Source organism: Stutzerimonas sp. VN223-3 (assembly GCF_045999685.1).
Taxonomy (GTDB): Bacteria; Pseudomonadota; Gammaproteobacteria; order Pseudomonadales; family Pseudomonadaceae; genus Stutzerimonas; species Stutzerimonas stutzeri_AR.
In genome coordinates this window covers 1,288,452-1,309,432 of the sequence record NZ_RBEC01000001.1, presented here as the reverse complement: position 1 = coordinate 1,309,432, position 20,981 = coordinate 1,288,452, and the positions used below count along the sequence as shown (strand labels likewise).

Sequence of the window (20,981 nt, the reverse complement as noted above, 5' to 3'; positions counted from 1 at the left end):
ATCGCCGGTCGATGAGGTCGTTCGATCTTCATTCCTGTTCTCTGCAAATCAGTTCATGGGAACAGAGCGTCCTGCTGACGAGTCTTCAGCAGTATTACCATCTCCATATGCATGTCGCTCTGTCTGAATTGCAGCGGGTCGCTTCGGTGCCGGGTGGCTCTCCGGCACCTGGTCGAGGGTCTACGCTCATTTCAGGCAGTTCGACATGAGATGACCGGCGCTGCGTTCGAGGCGACTGGTCTTGCGGCGACTTTGCTGCTGGTTCACCCGCGATGCATCACGACAGAGGACAGGCAACATGAAGGCCACCACGCTCGGCATCAGACTCGATGAGGCAACCTGTAATCGAATCGAGGCAGTTGCTCGACGGATCGACCGCACGCCGCAGTGGCTGATCAAGCAGGCGACGCTGAACTACCTCGAACAGCTCGAAAGCGGCACAGAGCCTGTCAGCGCTTTAATGATCGAGCACACCGAGGCCGATCTGGCGGTGGCCATCGAGTCGCGTAATCAACCGTTCCTCGAATTTGCCGAAAGCGTCCTGCCCCAGTCGGTGTTACGCGCCGCCATCACCGCAGCCTATCGCCGCCCCGAACCGGAGGCGCTGCCGGTGTTGTTGGAACAGGCTCGGCTTTCGCCGGAAAAGGCCGAAGCCACGCACAAGCTTGCGCTGCGGATCGCCGAGAAGCTGCGCAACCAGAAAAGCGCGGGCGGTCGTCAGGGACTGGTGCAGGGCCTGCTGCAGGAATTCTCGTTGTCATCCCAGGAAGGCGTGGCATTGATGTGTCTGGCCGAAGCGCTGTTGCGCGTACCGGACAAGGGCACCCGTGATGCGCTAATCCGCGACAAGATCAGCACTGGCAATTGGCAGCCGCACTTGGGCAACAGCCAGTCGGTGTTCGTCAACGCGGCGACCTGGGGCCTGATGCTGACCGGCCGGCTGGTGGCTACGCACAATGAACAGAACCTCTCGTCGTCGCTCAATCGACTGCTCGGCAAGGGTGGCGAGCCACTGATCCGCAAAGGTGTGGACATGGCCATGCGGCTGATGGGCGAGCAGTTCGTCACCGGCGAAACCATCAGCGAAGCCCTGGCCAATGCGCAGACCATGGAAGCCAAGGGCTTCCGCTATTCGTACGACATGCTCGGCGAAGCGGCACTGACCGCAGGCGATGCGCGACGCTATTTGGCCTCGTACGAGCAAGCGATTCACTCGATCGGCATGGCGTCGCGCGGTCGCGGCATCTACGAGGGGCCGGGCATCTCGATCAAGCTATCGGCGCTGCATCCACGCTACAGCCGTGCGCAGTTCGAACGGGTGATGGACGAGCTCTACCCGACCCTGCTTTCCCTGACCCAGTTGGCCAAGCGCTACGACATCGGGATCAACATCGATGCCGAGGAAGCAGACCGCCTGGAACTGTCGCTGGAATTGCTCGAACGGCTATGCCTCGATCCATCGCTGAACGGCTGGAACGGCATCGGCTTCGTCATCCAGGCCTACCAGAAGCGCTGCCCCTATGTGGTGGATTTTCTGATCGACCTCGCCAAACGCAGCCGCCACCGCCTGATGATCCGCCTGGTGAAAGGTGCTTATTGGGACAGCGAGATCAAGCTGGCGCAGATCAATGGGCTGGAGGGCTATCCGGTCTTTACCCGCAAGGCCTACACCGATGTCTCATTCATCGCCTGCGCACGCAAGCTGCTCGCCGCGCCTGAAGCGATCTATCCGCAGTTCGCCACCCACAACGCACACACGCTGGCGGCGGTCTATCACCTCGCCGGCCAGAACTATTATCCCGGCCAGTACGAGTTTCAGTGCCTTCATGGCATGGGTGAGCCACTTTACGAGCAGGTCGTCGGCCAGGATCGCCTCAACCGGCCCTGCCGCATCTATGCACCTGTTGGTAGCCACGAAACCCTGCTGGCGTATCTGGTGCGCCGCCTGCTGGAAAACGGAGCCAATACGTCTTTCGTCAACCGTATCGCCGACAAAAGCATTTCCCTCGAGGAACTGGTGGCCGACCCGGTGGTTACTGTGGAAAAGATGCTGGCCGAAGAAGGCACGCTCGGTTTGCCACATCCACGCATTCCGTTGCCACGCCACCTCTACGGCGACGTCCGGCTCAATTCCTGCGGCATCGATCTGTCCAACGAGCACCGTCTGGCCTCGCTGTCGTCCGCACTGCTCGCCAGCGCGCATCAGGTCTACAGCGCAAAGCCGCTGCTCGGCTGCGACAGCGCATCGACGATGCAGACCGAACCGTTACTAAACCCAGCCGAACACCGCGACGTGGTTGGCCAGGTGCAGGAAGCCAATGAAGGGGATGTCGACAACGCCCTGCGCTGCGCCGTGGAAGCCGCGCCGATCTGGCAGGCAACGCCGCCGCAAGAACGCGCTATGGCTCTGGAAAGAGCCGCCGATCTAATGGAACAGCGCATTCAGCAGTTGATGGGCGTACTGGTGCGCGAGGCCGGAAAATCTTTCATCAACGCCATCGCCGAAGTCCGGGAGGCGGTGGACTTCTTGCGGTTTTACGGTGCCGAAGTGCGCAGCAATTTCGACAACGACACGCATCGCCCACTCGGCCCGGTGGTATGTATCAGCCCGTGGAATTTCCCGTTGGCAATCTTCACCGGCCAGGTCTGCGCCGCGCTGGGTGCCGGCAATACGGTGCTAGCCAAGCCGGCCGAGCAGACCCCTCTGATTGCCACGCTGGGCGTGCAGATTCTGCATGAAGCCGGCGTGCCGGCTGGCGCATTGCAGCTATTGCCGGGACGGGGCGAAACCGTAGGCGCGCGCCTGGTGGCGGACGAGCGCGTGCGCGGCGTGATGTTTACCGGCTCCACCGCAGTCGCCTCGATTCTGCAGCGCAGCATTGCCGGGCGGCTGGATACGCGTGGCAGGAGCATTCCGCTGATTGCCGAAACTGGTGGGCAGAACGCGATGATCGTCGATTCCTCCGCCTTGGCCGAACAAGTGGTGATGGATGTGATGAACTCGGCCTTCGACAGCGCCGGTCAGCGTTGCTCGGCGCTACGGGTACTGTGCGTGCAAGAAGACGTCGCCGAGCGGGTCATCGACATGCTCAAGGGCGCCATGGCCGAAGCACGCATGGGCAATCCGCAACGGCTTGCAGTAGATGTCGGGCCGGTGATTGATGCCGAGGCGCGCGACAACATAGAACGGCATCTACAGGCCATGCGCGACAAGGGTCGTCGGGTGCATCAGATGGCGCGAGTCGAAGAGGAGGAAATCGCTCGCGGCACCTATGTGATGCCGACGCTGATCGAGCTGGAGCGCCTCGACGAGCTGCAGCAGGAAATCTTCGGCCCGGTGCTGCACGTGTTGCGCTATCGCCGCGCCGAATTGGATCAGTTGCTCGATCAGATCAACGCCGCCGGTTACGGGCTGACCCTGGGCGTGCACACCCGTATCGACGAAACCATCGCCAAGGTCATCGACCGAGCCAAGGTCGGCAATCTTTACGTCAACCGCAACATCGTCGGCGCGGTGGTCGGCGTGCAGCCCTTCGGTGGTGAAGGCCTCTCCGGCACGGGACCCAAGGCCGGCGGCCCGTTGTACCTGTATCGCCTGCTCTCGGCACGACCGCATGACGCACTGCTGCGAGCGCTGAATTTCGGCGGCATGCAAACGCCGGCCGAGGTGCGCAGGCCGGCTGAACAAACCAAAGCCGCCAAGTTGTTCAGAGAATGGGCGCAGAAAAACGGTCGGACCGAAATATCGGCGCTGTGCGACCGCTACGCCGAACAATCTCAAAGCGGTAGTACACGGCTGCTCAATGGCCCTACTGGCGAGCGCAACAGTTATAACCTGTTGCCTCGCGAATACGTGCTGTGCCTGGCCAAGGACGAACATGATTTGCTTACGCAGCTTGCGGCGGTGCTGGCTATCGGCAGCGAAGCGGTGATAGCGGAAACGCCGCTCAGCAAAACGCTGGTCGACAAGCTGCCGCAAGAGGTACGGGCGCGGATCACTCTCGTCACGGACTGGACCCACGACGAGGTACGTTTCGATGTGGTGCTACACCATGGCGACGCCGACCAATTACGCGAGATCAACCAGCAACTGTCGCGCCGCAGCGGGCCTATTGTCGGCATAGAAGGCTTGGCCAAAGGCGAGACAGATATACCGCTGGAACGCCTGCTGATCGAGCGCGCCCTGAGCATTAACACCGCCGCGGCCGGCGGCAACGCCAGTTTGATGACCATCGGTTGATCGGAGGCGCTATGGCCTATCCAGGTTGTGGCAGCCCAATCGAGACACAAATAATCCCAACGTCAAGCCGAGCGAATGATAAAAAAACCGACTCCGCTTCGGGAACTGCCACTGCATCCGTTCGCACTAAAGTTGTCTTCAAACAGGTCGATAAAAAGAGACAATCAGTGACATCCAGATGCAAGTCAACAGACGGCGCGTTTAGATAAATCGAGGAATAAGTTCAAGCAAGTCAAATACCCGACGAATCTCTTTTCCATAGATAGTTTTCTGACCTTTCGGATAAGGCAAATTAACGCCGAGCAGCCTGTTGCGCCCCGATAAATGTTTGTTCTAAATGCAAATGGCGGCACTCCGCCATATATCCTCAACCGCTCAGGAGCGCGATTGATGAATCCATTTGATTTATTTGGCTCTCTGGTCGAGAAAATCGACTTGGGGGTAATCGTGCTCGATTCCGACTTGTGCGTGCAGCGTTGGAATTCTTTTATTGCGCAGCGCAGCGGAAAAGATCTTACGCAAGCACTCGGAAGAAGATTCCTCGATGTTTTTCCGGAGGCCGGTTCGCCACGTTTCGAGCGGATGGTGGAGTTAGCCCGTGGCCAGGCCAGGCATATCTACAATCATTGGCTGGAAACCCCTCCTCTGGTGCATCTGATGCACGCCGACAATGATAAAAATGGTTTCCTTCAAAGCACCTTGTTCTTTTTATTTGAAACACCGGACGGCGAGAGCCATTTTGCATTGGTCATGTATGACACGAGCGCTGTCGCCCGCTCGAACGAGCAGCTAGAAGCTGCTTTAAGCGCGCTGCGCAAGAAACAAGATGAACAAGACCAGCTATTAAGAAAGCTGGAAACCGCCAACAGCCAGTTACTTCAATCCGAGAAGCTCGCAGCTATCGGCCAGTTGGCCGCCGGTGTCGCGCATGAAATCAACAACCCCATCGGCTATGTCAATTCCAACCTCAAGACCTTGGGCGGCTATGTGCGCGACATGCTGCGGATCATTAACGCAATGGACGGAGCCGCAAATCTGGACGAGCTTCGTCAGCTCAAGGCCAACCTGGAATATGACTATATTCGCGAGGATGCCGAGGCGCTGATCGCTGAGTCCGAGGACGGCATCGATAGGGTCAAACGCATCATCGGAGCGCTCAAGGATTTCTCTCATATAGAGGAAGAGGAGTTCCGTCCCGCCGATCTGCACCGCGGCCTCGATACTACGCTCAACGTGGTTAACAATGAGCTCAAGTACAAAGCCGAAGTCGTCAAGGAATACGGCGAACTGCCGGATATCGAGTGCATCCCATCGCAGATCAATCAGGTTGTGATGAACCTGCTGGTCAACGCAGCGCACGCCATTGAGCAGTTCGGCAGGATCACGTTGCGCACCGCCTGTGATGGCGACTGGGCCTGGATCGAGGTTGAGGACACCGGCCAGGGCATCGACCCTAAGCTGCTGAATCGTATCTACGAGCCATTCTTCACCACCAAACCGGTCGGCAAGGGCACCGGCCTTGGGCTGGCCCTTTCTTATAGCATCGTGCAAAAGCACCATGGGCGCATCGAAGTTCATAGCGAACTCGGCAAAGGCACGCGCTTTCGCGTCTGGCTGCCGGTCGTTCAGCCGACTGCACTGGGCCAGAAGGATTAATAGCATTTATGGCCATGCCTGAGAGCGGACCGATTGCAACCCTATTGCTGGTCGACGATGAAGAAAACATCCTCAACAGCCTGCGCCGCGTATTACGCAACGAGCCCTATCGGCTGCTAACGGCTAATTGTGGAGAACAGGGGCTGGAAGTATTCGGACAGCAGACAATCGATCTGGTCATATCGGATGCGCGTATGCCGGGCATGGATGGTGCGAGCCTGCTTGCGGAAATCCAGAAGCGCCGACCGGAGTGCTTGCGCATTCTGCTGACGGGGTATGCGGATATCGGCACGACCGTCAAAGCCATCAACGAAGGGCAGATCTACCGCTACATCAGCAAGCCCTGGGATGACGAAGAGCTGCGCCTGGTCATTCGCCAGGCGCTGGCGTTTCAGCATTCCGAGCGTGAGCGCCAGCGCCTCGAACAACTGACGCAGCAGCAGAATGCGGCGCTACAGGAGCTCAACGCCACCCTCGAACAGCGCATATCCGCACGCACGGCGGAACTCAAAGAAACCGCCGACATGCTCGACCTGGCCTATGCCGAGCTGCGTCGCAGCTACGTCACTGCCACTGAGGTATTTGCCAACCTGCTCAATCAACGCCTGAACAAGGAGCGCCAGACCAACACTCAGGTTATCGCCCTGGTCAAAGGCTATGCCGAGCACTACGGGCTCGACGAGCGCACCACCAACGATCTAGCGATGTCTGCGGCGCTCTACAATCTAGGCAAGCTGACCTGGGAAGACCGCCTGCTCGGCATGCCCTCCGATCAGTTGTACAAACAGGATCGGGCGCGCTATCGAGAATATCCAGGGCTCGGAGAAAGTCTGTTGATGGCTTTGGAGCCGGTCCAGAACGCCGGCACGCTTATCCGTCATCACCAGGAACGCTGGGACGGCAACGGCTTCCCGGATCGTTTGGAGGGCGAAGCCATCCCCTTCGGCGCACGCTTGCTAAAGCTCGCCGTAGACTTCATCGAACTGCAGCGCGGCATGATTCTGGAACGCCGGCTGAATCGTGACGAAGCCTTGCTGCTACAAAAGAAGTTCGCCGGACGGCTCTATGATCCGGATCTCTGCGCACGCTTCATCGAGGTATGCACCACCCTGGCCCCAGATCTGGCGTTGGCCGATGCCAGCATTCTCATCCTCGATACCCGGCGAGTGGAGCCGGGGATGATCCTGGCGCGCAATCTTCACGCCGAGAACGGGATGCTGCTCCTAAACGAGGGCAAGGAACTCACCCGGCCATTGATCGACAAGCTGATCGCCTTCGAATCCTCCGAGGGTGCCCGCTACACTCTGTTCGTACGCAAGCCCGACCCTGCTGTGCAAGATGGAAACCTCCAATGATCAAGATTCAGCTGGTTGATGACGAGCCGAACATCCTCTCGGCATTGAAGCGCATATTACGCCCGCATGGCTGGGAGGTGCACACCTTCACGGATGCCCAGTCGGCTCTGGATGCCCTCTCCGAGCATGAATACGCCGTGATAGTTTCCGACTACCAGATGCCGGACGTGGACGGTGTTAACTATCTACAGTTCGCCAAACAGCGCCAGCCCAATGCCATGCGCATGATCCTCAGCGCTTACGGCGATCGCCAGGCGATGATGCAGGCAATCAACCGCGCGGAGATCTACCGTTACCTGTCCAAACCATGGGAAGACTACGAGATCGAAACCGCGCTACGTACAGCCATCGACCTGTATCTATTAAGGATCCAGAACCAGCGCCTACTATCCCAGGTGAAAGACCAGCAGACGGCATTGGAGCGCCAGCAACATGAATTGCTCCGCCTGGAGGCTCAGTATCCCGGCATCACCCGAGTCAAGCGCGACGCCGATGGCGCCGTACTGATGGACTCCGACGAGCAGCCGGAATATGGCTGATTACGTGCCCCATGAGCGCAAGCTCACGCTCAAGGTGGTCTATTACGGCCCGGCATTGAGCGGCAAAACCACCAATCTGATGCAACTGCATACGCTGCTGCGGCCGCAACGCAAGGGCGAGCTGATGGTGCTCGAGACCCGTGACGACCGCACGCTGTTCTTCGATGTGCTACCGATCGGCCTGCGTAGCGAACAGGGTCTGGATCTGCGGCTCAAGCTTTATACCGTCCCTGGGCAGGTACAGCACGACAGCACCCGCAAGGCCGTGCTGTCGCGCGCCGACGGCGTTATCTTCGTCGCCGATTCGCAGCAGGCGCAGCAAGACAACAACGCCAACGCCTTCGACAATCTCGCCGACAGCCTGCAAAAGCTCGGCATGGATATCGAGCAGCTGCCTATCGTGGTGCAGTTCAACAAGCGCGACGTGCCGGGTGCAATCGAGGAAACCGAGCTGCAAACGCGTTGGCGCAATACGCCTTGGGCGCCGCTATGCATGGCTGCGGCCATAAACGGTCAAGGCGTGGTGGAAAGCTTCCGGGTACTACTCAAGCGCCTTTATCCGACTCTTGATCAAGAGTTCCGGCTGGCCGCTGACGAAGGTATCAGCGAGACCGATTTCATCCACCGACTGAGTGCGTTGGAAGTGCCCCATGCGTAGTTTCGAGGACGATCCGACCCTCGCTGACCTGCTCCCTGATGAGCGTCAACAGCAGTTACTGCAGCTGGTACAGGTCTTGGCCGACCGGCCGATAGCCCTGAGCGAAACGCCGCTGGCGGGTGCCGAAGCCGTCGAATTCAACCTGGAGACCCTTGGCTGGCTGCACTGCCCCGAAGATATCCAAGTGCAACAAGCCGGTGCCCGCTTGCTGGAGTTCGTGTTGTTCTATGTCGGCAAGTACCGCCTGGCCGCCAATCTGCACCACGACAGCACAGAAGCAAGCTTCGCCGAACTCCAGCGCCAACATGCCGCGTTGCAGGAATCTGAGGCCCGTTACAAGTCCCTTTCCGAGCAGTTGCAGACACGCGTCGAAGAACAGGTGCAGATCATCGAAAAGGCCCAGCAGCAACTCTACGAAACCGCGCGGTTACGTTCGATCGGTCAGTTGGCCGCCGGTGTCGCTCACGAAATCAACAACCCGATCGGTTTCATCGCTAGCAATTTGCGTGTCGCTGGCGACTATCTCGACGAACTGGAGCAACAGCTCCCGACCGATCAGCACACCCGCTTTCTCATAGAAGACTTCCGAGCCCTGCTCCAAGAATCGACGAGCGGCACCCGACGAATTGCTGCCATCGTTGCCGACCTGAAGACGTTTTCCAATATCGACCAAGCCGATTTCGTCCCCTGCGACCTGAATGCACTTCTCGGCACCACCTGCCATCTGTTGCAGGCCGAGGGCAACCAGACGCTGGATATTCAGCTCAGTCTGGGCGAGCTGCCGCGGCTGGCCGGCTATCCGGCCAAGCTGTCGCAGGCCTTCTATAACGTGCTCGATAACGCTGCCAAATCGCTGCGTGAAGATGGACGGATTCTTATCAGCACGCACCAAGACGAGTATGGCGCGCTGGAAGTGATCATCGAAGACAACGGCTGCGGTATTGCCGATTCAGACTTGCCGCGCGTGTTCGACCCGTTCTTCACCACCCGTCCAGTCGGCTCCGGTACCGGGTTGGGCCTGACCGTGGCGCGTGACATTCTGGTTGCGCATCAAGGCGAGATATTACTGAGCAGCCACCAAGATACGGGCACGCGAGTGACCCTGCGCTTTCTCTGTCGGTAAGGAGCCATCGTGGCGAAACGTTACGCATCGTTGTTCGTAGGGGATGAACCGATAGGAGTTAAGGCCGAAGAGCCACCCAGCACGCCCTATCGCCTGCTGCTAGTAGATGACGAGCCGGGCATCCTCGCTGCACTGCGGCGGGTGCTACAGCGGGAAAACTACGAGGTGCATTTCGCTCGAAATGGCGTCGAAGCGCTGAAAATCCTGGAAGCGAAACCGATAAATCTGATCATCAGTGATTTCATGATGCCCGGTATGAACGGCAGCGAGCTGCTTGCCAAGGCGCGTGAACGGTGGCCGGACACTATCCGCATCATGCTCACCGGGCATGCCAACACCGAGGCAGTGATGGGCTCGGTCAAAGACGGTGCGGTGTATCGCTTCATACTCAAGCCCTGGAACGACGATGATCTGCGTCTGACGATTGCCCTGGCGCTGGAGCAATACGCCCTTTTGCAACGCACCCGCGCGCTTGAGCAGGAAAACCGCAAGCAGCATCGCGACCTGGATACCCTGGCCAAGTTAGGCGTTACCAACCGCAGTCAGCTCGCGATCATGTTGTACAAGAAGGGATTACTCAACGCGCAGCAAATTCAGCTTTTGCACAAGGAGATGCAGGCTCACAAGACCCCGGTCATGCGGCAGCTGATGCAACATGACTGGGTCGAAAGCGGGAAGATCTTCGAGTTGTTGCGCACAGACTTGATGTTCGAAGAAATCGACCTGCGCGAGTTCCAGCTCGATCCGGAACTACTGGCCCTGATTCCGCAATCGGTTTGCATCCGCCAGTTGGTGATGCCACTGCGGCTAATTGGCAAACGCCTCCGTTTGGCCATGGCCGATCCGATGGACATGGGGCTGATCGAAGAGCTCGGCTTTATGACCGGCTACAGCATTCATCCATTGCTTTGTCCGCTGGAGCAGCTCCAGAGCAAACTTAACGAATTCTTCGGCGAGCCCAGCCAGCAGCTTGAAGACCTAGCCACGGTAGTGGGTAACAGCGACCCCTACGAAGGCATCGAGATCGTTCTCGACGATGACGGCGGCAACGAAAGCCTCGAACAGCTACTCGGCAGCTCCGAAGAGCCGCCGGCGATCAGGCTAGTCAATGCGATCATTCTCGAGGCATTACGGCTAGGTGCGAGCGACATCCATATCCACCCGCGGACCAAGCATGTGGTGGTGCGTTACCGTATTGACGGCGTGTTGCAGGACAAGATCCAGATCCCCAATACCCAATTGATGTCGCTGGTGTCGCGGATCAAGGTAATGGCCGAGCTGGACATCACCGAACGGCGCCGCCCGCAGGACGGCCGGATCACCGTCAAAACCCCGATGCGCATCGTCGATTTGCGCATCTCTACGCTACCGACCATCAATGGCGAAAAGGTCGTGATGCGGGTACTGGAGCGCCAATCCGCGGCACAGTCGCTGGAGGATCTGGGGCTGTCCGCGAACAATCTGCAGCGACTCCTGTACGTAGTGAACAAGCCGCAGGGCATCATTCTCGCTACCGGCCCGACCGGCAGCGGAAAAACCACTACCCTGTTCGCCCTGCTCCAGCATGAGGCGTCGTCCGAAAAGAACTACATCACCATCGAAGACCCGGTGGAATTCCATGTGGATCTCGCCGGCCAGGTCCCGGTGCGTGAGCGCATCGGCCTGAGTTTCGCCAGCGTGCTGCGGGCCATCCTGCGACAGGACCCGGACGTGATTCTGCTCGGCGAAATCCGCGATGAGGAAACCGCCGACGTGGCCTTCCATGCCGCACTCACCGGCCACTTGGTGTTTTCCACGCTGCACACCAATTCGGCGGCCGCGACCATTGCCCGGCTGTTCGATCTAGGTCTGAAACCCTATGTGCTGGCGTCGGCGCTCGAGGCGATCATCGCCCAGCGTCTGGTACGGCGCATTTGCATGAATTGCCGAGAACCGGTCAAGCCGCCCGACGAGCGCTTGCGTAGCCTGGGACCGAGCTTTCTCGACCCGAACCTCAAGTTTTACCAGGGCCGCGGCTGCAACCAATGCCATCAGGGCTACAAAGGCCGTGTCGGCGTGCATGAAGTCCTGACCGTGAGCGATGCGCTACGCGACGCCATTTCTCAGGGTGCCAGCGCCATGCAGCTGCAGAATATTGCCCGTAAGGAAGGAATGACCACCTTGCTCGACGATGCCAGGGAGAAGATAGGTCTTGGACTAACCACAATTGAAGAAGTCCTTCGCCTGCTCGGGCCGCAGGATCTGCAGCAGTAACCATGAAGACACGTTATGTAGTTTATCGGTCGTACCTTTACGTACTGGCTTTCGCGTTGGTGAGCATAGGCGTGATCAGCCTTGTCTGTTCGTTGCGTATTCAGCACCCAGTTCCGCATGCAGTGGCGCTGAATACAAACAGCATGCTGCTCTGTCTCTTTCTCGGGGTCGCGCTGCTTGCCGCAGTGCGGCGCTACATCGTGGCGCTGCGTATCGTCGCTGCCATACTTCTGGCGATAACGCTGTATGGCCTTTTACGCAACTTTCTGACTGGCAATACGGAGATAGACGCCTCCCGATTCAGCAGCTTCCTGAATATGCCCAGCACGCTGGCGCTCACTGCCCTGTTGTTGATGCTCGGGATTCTTCTGGCGATCAGCCCGCCCCGCATCAGGCGATTTGGGCAGGCAACCGGCGTTATTGCAGTGTTGCTCCACATCATTTTCCAAACGATTGATTGGACGACTACATTCGAGACCTCCGACCTCGGCGCCAACTACTGGCCGTCCAGCCTGACGAGCTTGTTCACAGTACTGCTCGGCATTGCGGTAGTTCTACTCGGGTGGCTGCCGCATAGGCGCGAGCGCAAGCTGGACCGGCTGGCCGTTCTGGCGGGGGGCATCGGCGTTCTGCTCACTTGCCTGAGTTGGGATGTGCTTAGCCTGAAGGTGATCGAATCGATCAACCGCGAGAGCGATCTGCTGCTGGCCAGGATGCAGAGCACTGTCGAGCGCAACCTGCATGATCATCTCGCACTCATGCAACGTATGGCCGAGCGCTGGCAGGTCCTTGGCCAGCTGCCCAGCCCTGATTTCTGGCAGCAAGAAGCCAGAAGTTATCTACGCGACTACCCGCCCCTGGATGCGCTGGCCGTGCTCGACGAGAGTCTGCGGCCGCTCTGGCTGGAGGCACGTGACGATGAGCATGGTGAATGGCTCGAACAGTCGCTCAGCGGAGCGGAGCGCAGGGACTGGTTCAGACATGTGCAAGAAGATCGGCGCGCGCATATAAGCGATGCGCCTCGCTATGCCGAAAAATATAACCACACGCTGATTGTTGTCCCTATTCGACTACCGACGCTGCAAAACGGGTTTGTGGTTGCCAGCCTCGATATCCAGAAATCCTTATCCGAAGCGCTCGGATCGGATCTCAGCGGCTTTGGCATTCGCGCTTATGAGAGCGGCACCCTGATTTTCGACTCCGAGGGTCAGGGACACGCAGGTGTATCCATAGGTTCACGCGAGATCGCCTTTCATCATGATCTGCATCTCCAGCTGCAATCCTACGTAGCGAATCCCAGGGAGCTTTACGCCTCTACTCATTTCCCCACACTGGTCATGCTGTTCGGCCTGAGCCTCAGCTTCCTGCTGATGCTCAGTCAACGACTGGCCTCGCTGGCCAGAGTTCGAGCCGGGCATTTGGAGGCGGCCAATAGCGAGCTCGGAAGAAGCCTCGATCGTCAGATGCGCCTGCAGGCGCTGAACCAGCGGATCATGGATTTCTCTCTCGATGTGCTGTGCTCCGTCGATCGACAGGGGTGCTTTCGCGAGCTCAGTCCATCCTGCGAAACTGTCTTTGGTTACAAGCCCGAGGAAATGATCGGACGTCCGTTCATGGACTACGTGCTACCCGATGATCGCTCCCGCACCCACGAGGAAGCAGCCGCGATCATGAGTGGTCGGGCGACTCGCAGCTTTCATAACCGCTACCGTCATCGTGACGGGAGAATTATCCATATCCTTTGGTCGTCCGACTGGTCGGAAGAAGACGATGTCATGTTCGCGGTCGCGCACGACATTACACATCTGATGCAGTACGAGATGTTCGCCGAAGCCCAGCGTGACATTCTCGGGATGGTGACCAGCGACCGTCCATTGACCGAAACACTTGAGGCCATCTGCCTGATGGTTCAGGCGCAGGAGCCCACCGTTCTGGCTTCGGTGCTTCTCACCGATCCCAAGGGCCAGCGTCTGGTGACCGGTGCGGCGCCAAGCCTGCCCGAAGGCTACAGCCAGGCCATCAATGGCCTGGTGATCGGCGAGGATGCTCGCGCTTGCGCTGCTGCGACTTTTCATCGCCAACTGATGGTGGCTGAGGACCTCGCCCAGGACCCGCTCTGGCACGATTTCCGCGATCTGACGCTGGAACATGGCCTGCGTGCCTGTTGGTCCTTGCCGATCTCACATGGCGGCGCGGTGCTGGGCACGCTCGCGCTTTACGGTCGAGAGGTTCAGACGCCGAATGAAGAGCAGATCGAATTGATGGACACCGCCGCTCAGCTGGCGGCTGTCGTCATCGTGCGAGCACGGGACCGGCAGCGCTTGCAGGAAAGCGAGCAACGCTTCCGGTCACTCTTCACGTTCAACCCCGACCCGGTATTTTCCTTTGACCTGGAAGGCAAATTTCAGAGCATCAATGCCGCCGGATCGGCGCTTACCGGCTACAGTCAGAACGAACTCCTCGGCCAGCACTTTGCCAATTTCATCAGTACCGACGACCTAGATAGGGTCCAGAGCCATTTCGCAGCCGCCTGCGCCGGAGAGCCGCAACGCTATGAGCTGCAGGGGCAGGACCGGCATGACAATCCATTGATGCTGGATGTGACCAACCTACCGATGGTTGTGGATGGGCGAATCGTCGGCGTGTTCGGGATCGCCAAAGACATCAGCGAACGCCAGCGGATGACTGACGCATTGCAGCAGTCCTTGCAACGTACCGAAGACAAAGCCGAACAGCTGCGTGGTCTCAGTGCCGCAGCAATCGTGACTGCAAGCCTGCGCGATGACCAACAGCTGATCGACTACCTAGTCGAACAGGCGCGCGGGTTAATTGGGGCGCATCAGTCGATGATCGTACTCAAACAGGGTGACGGCACTCCAGGCCTTAAGGGCCTGTCGCTCTCGGAAAAATACGCGACCTGGCAACCAGACTGCATTGCAAAGAGCCTGGTTTTCATCCGCACACTGGCCGGCGACACGAGTCAACCTTTCAGGCTCAGCCAGGCGGAGCTGGAAGCCAATCCGCGCTGGGCTGGCTTCAGCAGCCAGTTCGCCGATAATCCGCCAATCCACGGCTGTTTGGCGATACCCCTGCTTGATAAGCAAGGACGCGGCCTTGGCATGCTGCAGCTTTCGGACAAGTATCAGGGCGAATTTGACGAGGACGATCAGGCGATTGCCCGGCAATTCGTGCAGATGGCCGTGGCCGTGCTGGACAACAATCGTCTGCTCAAGGAAGTGCGGGCTGGCGAGGAACGCTTGCAGGCGCAGCTGGATCTGACCTCGACCATTACCAACAGCATGGTCGAAGGACTGCTGGCGACCGATACGAACGGGCGCCTTTCCTTCGTCAACCCTGCAGCCCAGGCGCTGATTCGCTTACCTGCCAAACAGCTGGTGGGAGCGCCGCTGAGTAATTTTCTGCCATTGGACGCTGGGGACTGGCAGGTCACCTCGGATGCCGCCTGCAGTGAGCGAGGTGAATTCTGTCTACTGGATGGAGACGAATCGACATTCGAATATGATGCGCGCCCGATGTTTGCCGCGAACGGCCATCGCGGCTGGGTGATCGCGCTGCGCGATGTCAGCGCCGAGCGCCGCGCCAGCCAGGTGCTACGCGAACGCAAGCAGTTCTTCACTCTCTCCCTTGAAATGTTCTGCATGGTCGATATGCGGGGCTGCTTCGTCCAGGTCAATCCGGCCTTCGCCACGGTGTTGAATTACTCCATCGCAGAATTGGTCGAGCGCCCCTACCTGGAAATAGTCCATCCGGATGATCACCTCGAAGTCGAAATGGCCGTGCAACAACTGTCTCGCGGCGAGCTCATTCAGGACTTGGAAATACGTGCATTCGACGCTTTAAATCGCGAACATTGGCTGCAGTTGAGCGCAGCCATGGGCGACGACCGCTTGATCTACTGTGTGGCCCGCGACATCACCGAGCGACGGGCCATCGAACAGCAGATACGTCAGAACAACTTACTGCTTGGCATGGCTGGCCGTACTGCGAAGCTTGGAGGTTGGGATCTCGAACTGCCGAGCATGACGCTGGTGTGGTCCGACGAGATGCGTGAACTCCTCGGTTATCCACCCCACGCGCTACCTTCTCTAGAACATGGCTTGGCGCTTTGTGCCGAGCAGGACCGTGCCGAGTTGAAAGCAGCGATACGCGACTGCATCGAGCACGGCCAAGGCTTCGATCTGGACCTCGGATTCCACCTCGCTAACGGCCTGTTAATTGACGCCCGCGTCACCGGCCAGCCGATCAGGGACGATCATGGTCGTATCGTGCGCCTCGTCGGGGCTTTCCAGAACATCTCCGAGCGCAAGCAGGCCCAGCGCGAAACTCATCGCCTGGCCGAGAGCCTGACCAACACGCTGGAGAGTATCAGCGACGCCTTCCATACCTTCGACAATGACTGGCGTTTTACTTACATCAACAGCGAGTCCGCGCGCCTACTCGGTATGCGCGTAGAAGACATGCTTGGTGCAGTGGTCTGGTCGGCCTTCCCTGGCTTACGGGATAGTGAGGTCGGCACGCGCTTTCTGCGGGCGGTCGAAAGCCTGGAGGCCGAGCACTTCGATACCTTCTACGAGCCGCTAGGACTTTGGCTAGAAGTGCATGCCTACCCATCTGAGGAAGGGCTGGCCGTGTACTTCCAGGATATTTCCGAACGCAAGCACACCGAGCAGGAACTGCAGTCCACACTCCAAGAGCTCGAGCGCAGCAACCGCGAGCTTGAAGAGTTCGCCTTCGCCGCGTCCCATGATCTGCAGGAGCCGTTGCGCAAGATTCAGGCATTCTCGGAGCGCCTCGAAACCCGCGCGACTGGGCTCGACGACGATGGCCGCGACTACCTCAAACGCATGACATCCGCAGCCGCACGCATGCAGGCGCTGATCATCGATCTGCTCGACTATTCGCGCGTCAACACACGCGGCCAGCCGTTCCAGCGGTTGCATCTCGGTGAAATCGTGAGCGAGGTGTTGCAGGACATGGAAACCACACTGGAACAGACTCAAGCCCAGGTCGAATACGGCGAGCTACCCAGCGTTATGGGCGACGCCTCGCAGTTGCGAAGGGTGATCCAGAATCTGCTGAGCAACGCCGTGAAGTTCCAGAGCCCCGACAGCCACCCACTGATCCATATCTATGTCGAGCCTGCGAGTAACGATGCTTATACGCTTTGCTTCACCGACAACGGCATCGGTTTCGACGAGAAATACCTCGACCGTATCTTCAATCCCTTCCAGCGGCTGCATGGACGTGGCGTCTATGCCGGCACGGGAATCGGCCTGGCGATCGTGAAGAAGATTGCCGAGCGGCATGGCGCCCGTATTACCGCAACCAGTTCTCCTGGGAAAGGCAGCACTTTTCGCATCACCTTCCCGCACATTGACGAGGCTTCTGCATGACCGAACGACAGCTCATGCACATTCTGGTTGCAGACGACGATCCGGATGATTGCTTATTGGCCCGCGAAGCATTCAACGAATGCGGGATTACCAACCCCGTGCATTTCGTGCACAACGGTCAAGAGCTGATGGATTACCTCCGGCAATGTCCGCCCTATACGGACAGCAAGCAGTACCCGCTGCCCGGCCTGATTCTGCTGGACCTCAACATGCCGCTCAAAGACGGACGCGAGGCCTTGATGGAAATCAAATCTGACGAGCGGCTACGAACCATACCAGTGGTAGTTCTCACCACGTCGTCGGCCAGCGATGACATCGTCGATAGCTATCGAATCGGCGGCAACTCTTTCGTGACCAAGCCGCCCAGCTTCAAGGGACTGATAGACGTGGTGAAGGTGCTCAACCGGTACTGGCTGCAAACCGTCGAATTGCCGCAGAACAGGAGCCAATCATGAGCCAACCGACGCGCCCTTTGCGGCTCCTGCTGATCGACGATGACGAGGACGATTTCCTCATCACCCGCGACCTGCTGCGCCAAGCCAGTGATCAGGCTTTCGAGCTAGAGTGGCAGAGCGACTATACGCAGGCACTGGACTCGATCATTGACCAACGCCACGATCTGTATCTGGTCGATTACCGGCTGGGGGTCGAGTCGGGGCTTGAGCTGATCAGCGAGGCGCTTAGAAAAGGCATAAATAAGCCCTTCATTCTGCTTACCGGTCAGGGCGACGCCCGGCTGGATGCCAGCGCGATAGAGTTGGGCGCAGCCGATTATCTCGCCAAAGGACAATTCGACGGCCAACAGCTTGCGCGCAGCATTCGATACGCCATCGACCGTTGCCAGGCCACCCTGCGGCTGGCCGACAGCGAAATGCGTTACCGGCTGTTGTTCGAAACAAATCCTGAACCAATGTGGGTATTCAGCAAGGCGACAATGCGGTTCCTGGCAGTAAATGAGTCAGCCATTCGCTTTTTCGGGTATCCAAGAGACGAGCTTCTTGCCAAGACAATTGTCGAGATGCGCAGGCCAGACGAACAAGCACGCTTTCTCGATTACTTGGCTCAACGGGAGAAGAGTTCTGAACCCAATGCGGGTATATGGACTTATCTTCACAAACAGGGCCATGAGGTCTGCGCCGAGGTCATAGGTCATGATTTCGAATTTGATAACCAGCCCAGCCGACTCGTACTAGCCATCGATGCGACGGAGAAAGAAAAGGCCCGAACAGAGGCCAGGCAGCGCGAACAAAGCTTTCGCAAGCTGCTTGACGACACCCGTGACGCTTTGCTGGTAGTGGATGAGGCAGGCACGGTTCGCTATGCCAACCCGGCCGCCGAAGGGCTCTTCGGCGCCTCCCTGCAGGAATTGCAACAGCAGCGCTTCGAGCTTTCACATGAGAGCGGTCGCCTGTACGAGCGGAGTATCCCGACGCCCGGCGGCGGGAAGGTACAAGTGGAGATCCATCGTTCGGAGACTGACTGGGAAGGCAGCCCGGTCAGCCTGCTGTCGTTGCGCGACATCACCGAGCGCAAGGAGTCGGAGCAGCGGATGCGACTGCTCCAGCGCAGCCTGGAATCGAGCTTCAACGGCGTAGTGATCACCGACGCCCTGGCAGACGATCAACCGATCATCTATACCAATCCGGCATTCGAGCGAATCACCGGTTACTCCGAAGCGGAGTCCCATGGCCGCAACTGCCGTTTCCTGCAGGGAACGGACCGTGAGCAGAGGGGGCTCGAGGAGATACGCCAGAGCCTGCCACAGGCGCGGGAAGTGCATCTGGTGCTGCTTAACTACCGCAAAGACGGCACGCCCTTCTGGAACGACCTGTACATTTCACCGGTTTTCGGCGAAGAGGGCCAGGTCACCCATTTCGTCGGCGTTCTGAATGACATCAGCGAACAAAAACGCTACGAGAGCGAACTCAGCTTCAACGCGAGCCATGACACACTGACCGGCCTGCCCAACCGCTCTCTACTCAAGGACCGCCTGGTCCAGGGTTGTCAGATAAGCCAGCGTTACAACCGCAGCCTGGCGGTGATGTATATCGACCTCGACGGGTTCAAGCCGATCAACGATTCGATTGACCACCACTTCGGCGATCAATTACTGATCGAGGTGGCACGCCGCATGACCGAACAGGTGCGCCCTGGTGACACCGTCGCGCGCATGGGCGGCGACGAATTCGTCGTGGTACTGCCTGACTTGGCACGCGAGGCGGACGTATTGCAGGTGGCCGAGCGGTTGATCATCAGCATCGCCCGGCCCTACCGCGTCCAGGGAGTCGATCTTCACCTCACGGCGAGCATCGGCATCACCCTCAGCGACGGTCATATCGAGCAACCGATGCAACTCATCCAGCAGGCGGATCTGGCTATGTACAAGGCCAAGCAGGAGGGTCGCAATAACTATCAGTGGTACACCAAGGACCTTAATCGGCGTGTCAGCGAGAGCGTCACGCTGCGCAACGAGCTTCAGAAAGCTATCGAGAACCAAGCTTTTAATCTTCATTACCAGCCGCAGATCGACGGCCGCAGCGGACGCATCGTCGGGCTCGAAGCGCTGCTGCGCTGGGACCATCCGGAACATGGAATGATCCCGCCAGCCAAGTTCGTGCCGGTGGCCGAGGACACAGGACAAATCATTCCGCTCAGTCTGTGGGTGCTCGACACCGCCTGCCGGGACATCCGCCAGCTCGGTGAGCAAGGTATGAGCGGCCCGATTGTGGCAGTGAACATTTCGCCAATGCACTTTCAGCGCAGCAATTTCATCGAAACCATCCAGGCGGTCTTGCACAAACACCAAATCAGCGCCCAGACGCTCGAGCTCGAACTTACCGAAACGGTGCTGGTGAACAATCCTGAGCGAGCTATCGAAACCATACAACAGCTCAAGCAGCTGGGCGTTCGGATCGCAATCGATGATTTCGGGACCGGCTTTTCCAGCCTCAACTACCTCAAGCGCCTGCCAATCGACAAGGTGAAGATCGACCGCTCCTTTATTCAGGAGATCATCAGCGATCAGCACGATGCTGCTATAACCCAGGGAATCATCTCCATGGCGCATCACCTAAAGCTCAAGGTCATTGCCGAAGGTGTTGAGACGGAACCGCAGTTTGCGTTTCTGAAGAAAAGCCATTGCGACGAATTTCAAGGGTATTACTTCGCCAAACCGATGCCCTATGCCGACCTGGAGAGGTTTCTACGTGCGCGCTTGCTTGTCTGCGAACCGGCAGTAGCGAAGCTCGGCGAAGAGGAGCAGGTCCAGACGCTCCTGCTGCTCGATGACGAGGAGAATATTCTTCGCGCCCTTGCCCGCTTACTGCGCCGCGATGGCTACAGAATTCTGATCGCCACTCGCGCCCAGGACGCCTTCGAGTTGCTCGCCAAGCACGATGTGCAGGTCATTATCTCCGACCAGCGAATGCCGGAGATGAACGGCACCGAGTTCCTCAGCCGCGTGAAGGACCTCTATCCCGATACCGTCCGCATGGTGTTGTCCGGTTACACCGATTTGAAATCGGTTACCAACGCGATTAATGAAGGCTCGATATACAAGTTCCTGACCAAACCGTGGGACGATGAACAGCTCAAGCAGCACGTCGCCCAAGCTTTCCGTGAGTACGTTTTGGCACAGAGCAGAGAGATGGGCGGGTATGTGAGCAAATAATAGCCATTAAGCCGCCACCCCAGCGAAACCGACCTAGCTGGATGTACGGCTGAGCGACTCCGCGTTGCCATTG

The 20,981-nt window shown here is 58.5% G+C and carries 10 protein-coding genes; all 10 read left to right on the top strand.

All coding sequences use genetic code 11. The features are described 5' to 3' along the window. The first annotated feature begins 298 nt into the window (after nt 1–298). Nucleotides 299–4,240 (top strand): trifunctional transcriptional regulator/proline dehydrogenase/L-glutamate gamma-semialdehyde dehydrogenase, encoded by a 3,942-nt coding sequence (gene putA / locus D7241_RS05945; RefSeq protein ID WP_408100716.1) that lies wholly within the window; start codon nt 299–301, stop codon nt 4,238–4,240. Nucleotides 4,241–4,630: 390 nt separating this feature from the next. Further along, nucleotides 4,631–5,896 (top strand): ATP-binding protein, encoded by a 1,266-nt coding sequence (locus tag D7241_RS05940; protein WP_408100715.1) that lies wholly within the window; start codon nt 4,631–4,633, stop codon nt 5,894–5,896. An 8-nt stretch (nt 5,897–5,904) separates the two neighbouring features. Next, nucleotides 5,905–7,251, top strand: a complete 1,347-nt coding sequence (locus D7241_RS05935; RefSeq protein ID WP_408100714.1) for an HD domain-containing phosphohydrolase — start codon at nt 5,905–5,907, stop codon at nt 7,249–7,251. Next, nucleotides 7,248–7,790, top strand: a complete 543-nt coding sequence (locus tag D7241_RS05930; protein WP_408100713.1) for a response regulator — start codon at nt 7,248–7,250, stop codon at nt 7,788–7,790. The genes D7241_RS05935 and D7241_RS05930 overlap by 4 nt, the downstream gene beginning before the upstream one ends. Then, complete coding sequence (locus D7241_RS05925) at nt 7,783–8,448, top strand: GTP-binding protein (protein WP_408100712.1); 666 nt, start codon at nt 7,783–7,785, stop codon at nt 8,446–8,448. The genes D7241_RS05930 and D7241_RS05925 overlap by 8 nt, the downstream gene beginning before the upstream one ends. Further along, a complete protein-coding gene (locus tag D7241_RS05920) occupies nt 8,441–9,571 on the top strand; it encodes a sensor histidine kinase (RefSeq protein WP_408100711.1) in 1,131 nt (376 codons plus the stop codon). Before D7241_RS05925 ends, D7241_RS05920 begins: the two co-directional genes overlap by 8 nt. Nucleotides 9,572–9,580: 9 nt before the next feature. Next, the gene (locus D7241_RS05915) at nt 9,581–11,824 is read left to right on the top strand and encodes an ATPase, T2SS/T4P/T4SS family (protein WP_408100710.1); all 2,244 of its coding nucleotides are present in this window, start codon (nt 9,581–9,583) and stop codon (nt 11,822–11,824) included. Between the two features lie 2 nt (nt 11,825–11,826). Continuing rightward, a complete protein-coding gene (locus D7241_RS05910; protein ID WP_408100709.1) occupies nt 11,827–17,238 on the top strand; it encodes a PAS domain S-box protein in 5,412 nt (1,803 codons plus the stop codon). Next, nucleotides 17,235–17,693, top strand: coding sequence for a response regulator (locus D7241_RS05905; RefSeq protein ID WP_408100708.1), 459 nt, complete (start codon nt 17,235–17,237; stop codon nt 17,691–17,693). Before D7241_RS05910 ends, D7241_RS05905 begins: the two co-directional genes overlap by 4 nt. Beyond that, nucleotides 17,690–20,908 (top strand): EAL domain-containing protein, encoded by a 3,219-nt coding sequence (locus D7241_RS05900; protein WP_408100707.1) that lies wholly within the window; start codon nt 17,690–17,692, stop codon nt 20,906–20,908. Before D7241_RS05905 ends, D7241_RS05900 begins: the two co-directional genes overlap by 4 nt. The last annotated feature ends 73 nt before the right edge of the window (nt 20,909–20,981 follow it).

Coding starts and splice junctions, on each gene's coding strand:
- D7241_RS05930 (WP_408100713.1), top strand. CDS start 7,248: ATGATCAAGATTCAGCTGGTTGATGACGAGCCGAACATCCTCTCGGCA.
- D7241_RS05905 (WP_408100708.1), top strand. CDS start 17,235: ATGACCGAACGACAGCTCATGCACATTCTGGTTGCAGACGACGATCCG.
- putA (WP_408100716.1), top strand. CDS start 299: ATGAAGGCCACCACGCTCGGCATCAGACTCGATGAGGCAACCTGTAAT.
- D7241_RS05920 (WP_408100711.1), top strand. CDS start 8,441: ATGCGTAGTTTCGAGGACGATCCGACCCTCGCTGACCTGCTCCCTGAT.
- D7241_RS05935 (WP_408100714.1), top strand. CDS start 5,905: ATGGCCATGCCTGAGAGCGGACCGATTGCAACCCTATTGCTGGTCGAC.
- D7241_RS05940 (WP_408100715.1), top strand. CDS start 4,631: ATGAATCCATTTGATTTATTTGGCTCTCTGGTCGAGAAAATCGACTTG.
- D7241_RS05925 (WP_408100712.1), top strand. CDS start 7,783: ATGGCTGATTACGTGCCCCATGAGCGCAAGCTCACGCTCAAGGTGGTC.
- D7241_RS05900 (WP_408100707.1), top strand. CDS start 17,690: ATGAGCCAACCGACGCGCCCTTTGCGGCTCCTGCTGATCGACGATGAC.
- D7241_RS05910 (WP_408100709.1), top strand. CDS start 11,827: ATGAAGACACGTTATGTAGTTTATCGGTCGTACCTTTACGTACTGGCT.